Genomic DNA, 9,123 nt, shown 5'->3' with positions numbered 1-9,123 from the left:
GGCGTCTTGCACTTCCAACTCCCTTGATCGTCCAAATTATGAGCGAAACACAATGGACAGGTTTATCGCCTGCAAACCATTGAAACTAGGACACAAGACACGAATTGGTGTTGATATATGTAAAATTGCACTTCCGTTTATCGCGACTTATATGTCTACTTCGCTGTCCATCTGCCTGTGTCACTCAATCCTCCCGGATCAGGCTATGCTGCCGCGTGTCGCGCATCCGCACATAGACGATCAGCGAAATCGCGATCATCACCGTCACATAGACATAGAAAGCCTGTTCGATACCCGCCTGTTTGAACCACAGCGCCACGAACTCCGCAGTGCCGCCAAACAGCGTGTTCGCCAAGGCATAAGGCAGCGCGACGCCCAGCGCGCGGATATGCGCCGGAAACAGCTCGGCCTTCACGACCGCGTTGATCGAGGTATAGCCGGTCACGATCACAAGGCCAGCCATCACCAGCAACCCGGCGACCAAAGGATCGCGGACCGCCTCCAGCGCCGAAAAGATCGGATAGGTGCCGAGCACGCCCAGCACGCCAAAGCCGATCATCAGCGGCTTGCGCCCGATCCTGTCGGACAGCGCGCCGGCCACCGGCTGCAACAGCATGAAGGCGAACAGCGTGACCGCGTTGATCTGCGAGGCGGTTTCCCGGCTCAGCCCGCTCGTGTTCACCAGGAATTTCTGCATGTAGATGCTGTAGGCATAGAAGGCGATCGTCCCGCCTGCCGTCAGCAGCATGACCGTGACCGTCTCGCGCGGATGCTTCGTTACCAGCTCGACGAAGCCGGATTTCGGTGCTCCGGCGGCCTTCGCCACGGCAAAGCTCTGCGTTTCGGCAAGGCCCCGGCGCAGCCAGAACACGATGACCGCCAGCGCCCCGCCGATGAAGAAGGGTATCCGCCACCCCCAGGCATCAAGCTGCGCGGTGCTGAGCGTCGCCTGCAACAGCAGCAGGACGCAGATCGCTACCAACTGTCCGGCGATCAGCGTGACATATTGAAAGCTGGAGAAGAAGCCGCGCCGGTTCCGGCCGGCCATTTCGGACAGATAGGTCGCGCTCGCCCCATATTCGCCGCCGATCGACAGCCCCTGCATCAGTCGCGCCAGCACCAGCAGAAGCGGCGCAGCCACGCCGATCGTCTCATAGCCCGGCGTCACCCCTATCAGCAGCGATCCCGCGCACATCAGCACGACAGACAGGGTCAGGCCGCTCTTGCGCCCATGCCGATCGGCATAGACCCCCATCATCCACGCGCCGATCGGCCGCATGAGGAAGCCGACCGCGAAGATGCCTGCCGCGCTCAGCAACTGCGCAGTACGATTCTCGCTGGGGAAGAAATGCGGCGCGAAATAGAGGGTGAAGGCGGCGTAGACATACCAGTCATACCATTCGACCAGATTGCCGGTGGACCCGCCGATGATGGCCTTCAGCCGCTGCCGCTGCGTTGGCTGACCCGGCGTTGGTGCCCCCTGCTCTCCCACACCATTCATGGCGTCAGCACCATTGCGCCATCCTGCACGCCCCAGCTTTTGAGCCGTGACAACATGTTCATGCCGATGACGTTCATCTCGCCAAAAGCGGGCGAAACCACGACCGGCAGGTCGCTGACCGAAATCGGGCCGACCGACAGCCGGGCGATGTTCGATTGACGGGCTTCCACCTTGCCGTTGGCGGTGTTCATGATCACGCCTGGCGCGCCGACGTCATAGTTGAGGCCCGCGGCCCGCGCCGTGCTGTCGGACAGGGCGGTGAAGGTCGCGCCGCTGTCGATCAGGAAGCGCGCGGGCGATCCGTTGATCGTCCCTTCCACCCAATAATGACCGTCCGCCGCGAGCGGTATGCGCAGCGAAGCGCCCTGCGCGCTGGCTTTCGGTAATGGCGCGGGTTCATCCCCCGACGCGGCGACTTCGCCCTGCTCGGCCCCTTGCTCGGCCCAGCGTCCGGTAAGATAGCCCTGCCCCTGCGCCAGCTTGAACAGGCCCAGCAGACCGGCGAAGATCGCCACCCACAGCAGCGCCATGCGCAGAAGGCCGCCCATCGGCAATTGCCGGCCGATCAGCGCCGATCCCACCAGGACGATCGCCAGCAGATACCAGATGACCGATGCGGACTGCTCCATCCTGTGCTTTCAGCCCCCCTGCTCGACCGCCGGTAACGTTACCGTCATCCCGTCATAGCCCGGTCCCACACCGGAAGGGAGGTCTTGCCGCAGCCGGTGATAATCCATGCTCTGGTCCATATGGGTCAGGATGGCGCGATTGGGCTTCGTCACGGCAATGCCCTCCAGCGTCATCGCCAGATGCGCGTGGGTGGGGTGCGGCCGTTCGCGCAGGGCATCGGCCACCCAGATATCCAGCCCGTCGTACAGTGCCAGCATATCTGACGTTATTTCATGAAAATCCGTGGCATAGCCGATGGAGCGGCCAGCATGTTCGAAGCGGAAGCCGGTGGAATATATCTCTCCATGCGGCTGATCCACGCAGGCGATGTCAATGTCGCCGATGCGCAGCCTGTCGGGCAGAACACGGCCGTCGATGGTCGGGGGATAGCCATGCCTGCCATGGAAGACATAGCCGAAGCGCTGCTGCAGCAGGGTCAGCGTCTCGGCCCGCGCATAGCCCGGCACCGGCGTGCCGCGATGGTGATAGATCTGCCGCACGTCGTCCAGGCCATGGCAATGGTCGGCATGGTCGTGGGTCCACAGGATCGCATCGATGTCGATGACATCCGCGGCAAGCAACTGCGCGCGCATGTCCGGCGACGTGTCCACCAGGACGCGGGTCGTCGGGCTTTCGACCAATATGGATACGCGCGTGCGTCGGTTCTTCGGCTCCTTGGGATCGCAATTGCCCCAGTCATTGCCAATGCGCGGCACCCCCGACGATGTGCCGCAGCCCAGGATGGTGAGCGTCAGGCTCATGCGGCCTTGGCGAACAAGGTGCGGAAATTGGCGGATGTGGCGGCCCCGAGCGCCTCGACGGTTTCGCCGCGCAGGTCCGCCAGGAAGGCGGCCGTGTCGGCGACGAAGGCCGGCTCGCACGGCTTGCCCCTATGGGGCACGGGCGCAAGGAAGGGCGAGTCCGTTTCAATGAGCAGCCGGTCGAGCGGCAGCCGCCTGGCGGTGTCCTGCAAATCCCTGGCGCTCTTGAACGTCACGATGCCGGAAATGCTGATGTAGAAGCCCAGCTCCATCGCGGCATCGGCGAAGGCACCGCTCGCGGTGAAGCAGTGGATCACCCCGCCATAGGCACCCTTCCCCATCTCGTCGCGCAGGATGTCCAGCGTATCTTCCTCCGCATCGCGCGTGTGGACGATCAGCGGCAGCCCCGTTTCGCGGCAGGCGGCGATATGGGCGCGGAAGCTCTTCTGCTGCCGCTCGCGGTCGCTATGGTCGTAATAATAGTCGAGGCCCGTCTCGCCGATGCCGACGACCCGTGGATGCGCCGCCCGCTCGACCAGCTTGGCGGTATCAACATGGGGATGCTCGTCGGCCTCGTGCGGATGGATGCCGACGGTCGCCCAGACATCGGCCTCGCGAACCGCGGTGTCCAGCACCGCGTCCCACTCGCTTTCGCGCGTGGCGATGTTCAGCATCGTGCCCACACCCCGCGCCCGCGCCCGTTCGAGCACATTGGCCTGATCCTCGATCAAGCCTTTGTAATTCAAGTGGCAATGACTGTCGATCAGCATGACCTCACTCGTCCTCCGCCGGCAGTTCGAGACGCGGGAACAGCGGCTTGGGCGCGTCGAGCGTAAAGCTGCTTTCCGCCAGTTCCGAATACCAGTGTCCGCCAATACCTTCGGGGCTGCGGCGGTCCGCCGGCACGCCCATATGGTCGAGCAGCGCCGTCGCGCTCGTCGGGATCACCGGCAGGATCGCCACGGCCAATTGCGCGATGGCGATGTAGAGCGTGGCGAGCACGGTTTCCATCCGCTCAGGATCGGTCTTGCGCAGGGTCCAGGGCGCCTGCGCGTCGATATATTGGTTGCAGGCGAAGCAGCCGCGCAGCCAATGCTCGATTGCGCTCGACAGCGCCAGCTCGTCCATGGCCGCCAGCATGTCCGAACGGACCACGCGGTCGATGAAGGCGAACAATTCCTCATCCGCCGCATCATGGCCGTGAATGACGGGAAGCCGCCCCTCCAGATTCTTGGCGATGAAGCTCAGCGTTCGCTGCGCCAGATTGCCAAAAGCGTTGCCCAGATCGCTGTTCGACCGCTGGACAATCGCCTCGGCGCTGTAGCTGCCGTCATTGCCAAAGGTGACTTCCGACAGCAGGAAATAGCGCAGCTGGTCCACGCCGAACCGTTCCGCCAGCTCCATCGGGTCAGCGACATTGCCCAGCGACTTGGACATCTTCTCGCCCCGGTTGAGCAGGAAGCCGTGGCCAAACACCCTGCGCGGCAAAGGCAGCTTCGCGCTCATCAGGAAAGCCGGCCAGTAAACGGCATGAAATCGCACGATATCCTTGCCGATGATATGCGTGATGTCGCCGCCCTCGGCCCAGTATCGCGCCATCCGCTCCGCGTCGTCCGGATAGCCGCAGCCGGTGAGATAGTTGGTGAGTGCATCCACCCACACATACATGACATGGCCTTGCGACCCCGGCACCTTCACCCCCCAGTCGAAGCTGGTGCGCGAAACGCTGAGGTCCGACAGGCCGCCTTCGACGAAGCGCATCACCTCGTTGCGGCGGCTTTCCGGCTGGATGAAGTCCGGGTTGGTCCGATAGAGGTCGAGCAGCCGGTCCTGATAGGCGGAGAGGCGGAAGAACCAGCTTTCCTCCACGGTCCATTCGACCGGCGTTCCCTGTGGCGAGAGTTTCGCTCCCCCTTCCCCGTCCGTGATTTCCTTTTCGTCATAGAAGGCCTCGTCGCGGACCGAATACCAGCCTTCGTAGCGGCCGAGATACAGGTCGCCACTCGCTTCCATCGCCTGCCAGATCGCCTGGCTCGCGTGATGATGATCGGGCTCGCTGGTGCGGATGAAACGATCGTAGCTGATATTCAGCCCGTCGTTCATCGCCTTGAAATAGGAGGCCATTTCATCGGCCAGAGCCTGCGGCTCCATGTCTCGCCCGCGCGCCGTCTGCGCCATTTTGAGGCCATGTTCGTCAGTGCCGGTTTGAAAGAATACGTCGCGGCCCATCATCCGCTGGAACCGGGCGATCGCGTCGGTGGCGATCACTTCATAGGCATGGCCGATATGCGGGCGACCATTGGGATAGGATATGGCGGTGGTGATGGTGAAAGGCTTCGACATGCGGCCTCCCTAAAGCGATTTCCGCCTGGATGGAACATGCGAAAACGCATGGAGCGCCGCCAGTGGGACGGTTGGTCAGGCAGGCGAGGCAAGCGCAGCGACATGGCCCCCAAGTTCGAAGACGACGGCGGAGGGCTCGAGCGAAAGGATCACCGCGCCCCCGGCCAGATGCCGTGCCTTTTCCCAACGGTCCAGCGCCTTGCCCAAGTCTGGCCCCGTCCGGCCACGCGCGGCCTGGGCGATGAAGGCGGGTGCCCGCTCCAGGAAGGCCTCGTAGCGCGGCTTTGCCGATTTGAGCGCCAGCGACTTGGCGAGCGCCAGTCGGCGGCGGTTGTCGGGATCGCCCTCCCGCGAAAGCGTCGCCAATATCTCCTCGATCTCCGCAAGATTAAGTCCGGCATAGCGCAAGGCCTGGCCCGGAGACCCCTGCCCCGCGCGCACCAAAGCGTCGATCTCCCGGGGGGACAGGCTGTCATCCGCCCGCTTGAGAACGACCCGCATCGCGCCTTCATCCAGTGCGTCGAACCGCAGCGTGCGGCAGCGCGACCGAATGGTGGGCAGCAACCGTCCGGGCGCATGGCTGACCAGCAGGAACAGCATGTCGGCGGGCGGCTCCTCCAGCGTCTTGAGCAGCGCATTGGCCGCGCCTCGTTCCAGATCGTCGGCGCTGTCGATCACCACGATCCGCCGCGCAGAGAGCGACGGCGCGGACTGGAGAAGCCGTTGCAGCCCGCGCACCTGATCCACGCTGATGTTGCGCGCGGTCACGCCGTCCTTTTCCAGTGGGGCGAGTTCGGCATAATCCGGATGGGCGGTTGCTTCGATCAGCTTTCGGATAGGGTGATTGTCCGGCACACCCAGCCCCTCTCCTCCGACCATCGGTCCCGCCGCATCCGCGAGCAGCCGCATCGCCAGAGCGCGCGCGAACAGCCCCTTGCCGATGCCCTTGGGGCCGGCGAGTATCCAGCCATGATGCATGCGGCCGCTGCCCGCCGCTGCCATCATGGATCGGGCCTGCGCATCATGGCCCAAGATCGTCGTCATGGGAGCAGATCCGCCAGCGCCGCCATCAGGCGCGCAGTGACCGCCTCGGCCGGGCCGGCGGCATCGATCGAGCGGAAGCGCTCTGGTTCCTGCGTGGCGAAGCGAGCGAAAGCATCCGCGACCGCACGGTGAAAGTCGCTGGCCCGTCCGCCGATCCGGTCGCTCACTTCCCCGTCGCGCGCCTTGGCCCGGCCGGCGGCCTCCTCCTCGGGCAACATCAGCAGGACTGTGCGGTCGGGCAGGAATCCGTCGCTGCCGATCCGGTGCAACGCCAATATGTCCGCGTCGCTCAGCGCGCCCTGCCCCTGATAGGCGCGGCTCGAGTCTAGAAAGCGGTCGGACAGCACCCACGCGCCCCGCTCCAGCGCCGGGCGGATCGTCTTTTCGACATGGTCGGCGCGCGCCGCGGCGAAGAGCAAGGCTTCGGCGCGCGCGCTCCACCGATCCGCCCCGCCGGTCAGCAACAAGGCGCGGATCGCTTCGGCGCCTTCGCTGCCCCCAGGCTCGCGCGTTTCGACCACCTCCAGGCCGGCATCGCGCAGAGCGGCGGCTAGCGCACGCAACTGGGTCGACTTGCCTGCGCCCTCGCCGCCTTCCAGGGTGATGAACCGGCCTTGGCTCACCCGAACAGCGACTTCATGCCGTTCCACAGCCGGCCGAACAATCCGGCTTCGCCAACCTCTTCGCCCGCCACCAGCGGCATCACCTGCGGCGGCGTGTCGGGCGTCTGGACGATAAGCTGCGCGATCTGCTGCCCCTTGGCGATCGGCGCCTTAATCGGGCCGGTATAGACCACCTTCACCTGGACATTGGCGGACGCCGTACGGGGCAGGGTAACCGCCAGGTTCTGCGGCGCGACAAGGGGAACGCTGGTGGCGCTGCCCAACTGCACCTCTGCCGTCTCGACCGTCTGCCCCTTCTTGAACAGCGGCTGCGCCTTCCACGCCTTGAAGCCCCAATCCATGAAGCGCACCGATTCGGAGATGCGACCGTTGAAGGTCGGCAGGCCCGCGACGACCATGACCAGCCGGCGGCCATCCTGTTCGGCAGAGCCCGTAAAACCATAGCCCGCCTCTTCGGTGTGGCCGGTCTTGAGGCCATCAGCACCGGCGATCTTGCCGAGAATGGGGTTGCGATTCGCCTGCTGGATGTCCGCGCCGCCCATCGTCTTGCCCCAGGTGAAGGAAGTCGTGGCGTAAAAGCGCTTGTAGAGGTCCGGCGTCTCCTCGATCGTCGCCTGCGCCAGCTTCGCCAGATCCTCCGCGGTCACATAGGTCACGCCCTCGTCGGGCCAGCCATTGCTGGTGCCGAAATGGCTGTTCCTGAGGCCAAGGCGCTTGGCTTCCTCGTTCATCAGCGCGACGAACGCCTGTTCGGTCCCGGCAATCCCCTCCGCCAGCACGACGCAGGCATCGTTGCCCGAAAGGGTCACGATACCGTGCAGCAGATTTTCGACGGAAACCTGCTCGCCGGCCGACAGGAACATGGTCGATCCCGCCTGCGGGCCATGCCACTGCTTCCATGTTTCGGGGCGCACGGTGAACTTAGTGTCCAGCTTCAGGTCGCCCTTCTGGATCAGGCGAAAGGCGACATGCGCCGTCATCATCTTCGCCATCGAAGCAGGCGGCATCCGCGTCTCGCCGCCCTTGTCGTAGAGCACGGCGCCCGACGACAGATCCTTCATATAGGCGATGGGCGCTTCGCTGGTATAGGGCGGAGCGGCGGCGATCAGCGGCTGCGCCAGCAGCCCGGCGGCAAGGAGGAGGGCAACGCTCTTCTTCATCGGATAACGGCCTTCAATTAATGGAATCATGCGCGCACGCGCCGTGACTATCGCGCGTCATTACTGACGATGCGGCCATTCTCAAACCCCTTCGCTGCGGCCGACTTCACGGCAGCCTGCGCGGCTTGCAGAGTGGGATAGGGGCCGAGCCGCACGCGCCACATCATTCCCGCTTGCTCGACCCGCGCGCCCGCGCTTTTTGCGGCCTGCTGCGCCCGCGCCTGCGTGGAGAAAGCGCCGATCTGTACGTCATATCGCCCTTGCACGGGCTTGGGAGGCGGGGCTGGCGCCGGCGTCGCTGCCTTTGTCGCCGCGGGCTTCGGGGCGGGGCTTTTGGGCGCTGCGGCTGGCTTTGAAGGACCGGGCGCCAGCCGATCGAAATCCGCTCCCGGCCGCGATGGCGTAACGGCAGGACTTGGTGGTGCCGCCGCGACTTTCTTGCCCGGCTCGGCCGGTTGGGGTCGAGACGGCGTATTTTCCGCGGCCTTGGGCGGCAGCTTGCCCCGCAACGCCTTCAGCAAGGGCGCTGGCGTTTCGAGCCGTTCCGCCGCTCGCCCGCCGCTCCGAAGCACCGCCTTTTCCTGCTCGGGCGGATTGACGCGACGCACGCGCACGGCGGCACCATCTCCGACGATGCCCAATTGCTCCCTTGCACCGCTCGACAGCGCAATCAGGCGGTCGTTGCGCATCGGCCCACGATCGTTGACCCGCACCAAGATCGTCCGGCCACTGTCCAGCGCCGTGACCTCGACGTAGCTGGGCAGCGGAAGCGTCTTGTGAGAAGCCGTCACCGTTGTCGGCGCGAAAGCCTCCCCCGTGGAAGTCTTGCCGGCTTCGCCGCCGCTCTCCTGCGACGCGGCATAGCCGACCTCATCATAATAAGCGGGATCGGCCGGTGTGTAGGTCACGCCCTCAACGGTGAAGGGCGCACCCAATACCGGTGCCCCGTCCGCTGGCCCGCCGCCGCCCGTCTGTGCCCGCGCAAGGCCGCCCGGCATGCTGCCGAGGGCCAGCATCATGGC

Annotated in this window: 9 protein-coding genes; all 9 read right to left on the bottom strand. The window is 64.9% G+C overall.

Annotated features, from left to right (window positions below):
* Nucleotides 1–184 precede the first annotated feature (184 nt).
* The 9 genes from ACFQ24_RS10510 to ACFQ24_RS10470 all read right to left on the bottom strand — a co-directional run bounded on the left by ACFQ24_RS10510 (nt 185) and on the right by ACFQ24_RS10470 (nt 9,120).
* A complete protein-coding gene (locus tag ACFQ24_RS10510) occupies nt 185–1,501 on the bottom strand; it encodes an MFS transporter (protein WP_380911006.1) in 1,317 nt (438 codons plus the stop codon).
* A complete protein-coding gene (locus ACFQ24_RS10505) occupies nt 1,498–2,130 on the bottom strand; it encodes a retropepsin-like aspartic protease family protein (protein ID WP_380911004.1) in 633 nt (210 codons plus the stop codon). The genes ACFQ24_RS10510 and ACFQ24_RS10505 overlap by 4 nt, the downstream gene beginning before the upstream one ends.
* A gap of 9 nt (nt 2,131–2,139) precedes the next feature.
* Nucleotides 2,140–2,931 (bottom strand): MBL fold metallo-hydrolase, encoded by a 792-nt coding sequence (locus ACFQ24_RS10500; RefSeq protein WP_380911002.1) that lies wholly within the window; start codon nt 2,929–2,931, stop codon nt 2,140–2,142.
* Nucleotides 2,928–3,701 (bottom strand): TatD family hydrolase, encoded by a 774-nt coding sequence (locus ACFQ24_RS10495; protein ID WP_380911000.1) that lies wholly within the window; start codon nt 3,699–3,701, stop codon nt 2,928–2,930. The genes ACFQ24_RS10500 and ACFQ24_RS10495 overlap by 4 nt, the downstream gene beginning before the upstream one ends.
* A 4-nt stretch (nt 3,702–3,705) precedes the next feature.
* Nucleotides 3,706–5,274, bottom strand: coding sequence for a methionine--tRNA ligase (gene metG / locus ACFQ24_RS10490; protein WP_380910998.1), 1,569 nt, complete (start codon nt 5,272–5,274; stop codon nt 3,706–3,708).
* A gap of 75 nt (nt 5,275–5,349) precedes the next feature.
* A complete protein-coding gene (locus tag ACFQ24_RS10485) occupies nt 5,350–6,318 on the bottom strand; it encodes an AAA family ATPase (RefSeq protein WP_380910996.1) in 969 nt (322 codons plus the stop codon).
* Nucleotides 6,315–6,941, bottom strand: coding sequence for a dTMP kinase (gene tmk, locus ACFQ24_RS10480; RefSeq protein WP_380910994.1), 627 nt, complete (start codon nt 6,939–6,941; stop codon nt 6,315–6,317). The genes ACFQ24_RS10485 and tmk overlap by 4 nt, the downstream gene beginning before the upstream one ends.
* Nucleotides 6,938–8,101 (bottom strand): D-alanyl-D-alanine carboxypeptidase family protein, encoded by a 1,164-nt coding sequence (locus tag ACFQ24_RS10475; RefSeq protein WP_380910992.1) that lies wholly within the window; start codon nt 8,099–8,101, stop codon nt 6,938–6,940. The genes tmk and ACFQ24_RS10475 overlap by 4 nt, the downstream gene beginning before the upstream one ends.
* Before the next feature lie 47 nt (nt 8,102–8,148).
* Entirely contained in the window at nt 8,149–9,120 is a 972-nt protein-coding gene (locus ACFQ24_RS10470; protein ID WP_380910990.1) for a septal ring lytic transglycosylase RlpA family protein, read from the bottom strand.
* Nucleotides 9,121–9,123: the final 3 nt, after the last annotated feature.

The organism is Sphingobium olei (genome assembly GCF_042678845.1).
Taxonomy (GTDB): domain Bacteria; phylum Pseudomonadota; class Alphaproteobacteria; order Sphingomonadales; family Sphingomonadaceae; genus Sphingobium; species Sphingobium olei.
This window is presented reverse-complemented; position numbering and strand designations above follow the sequence as displayed.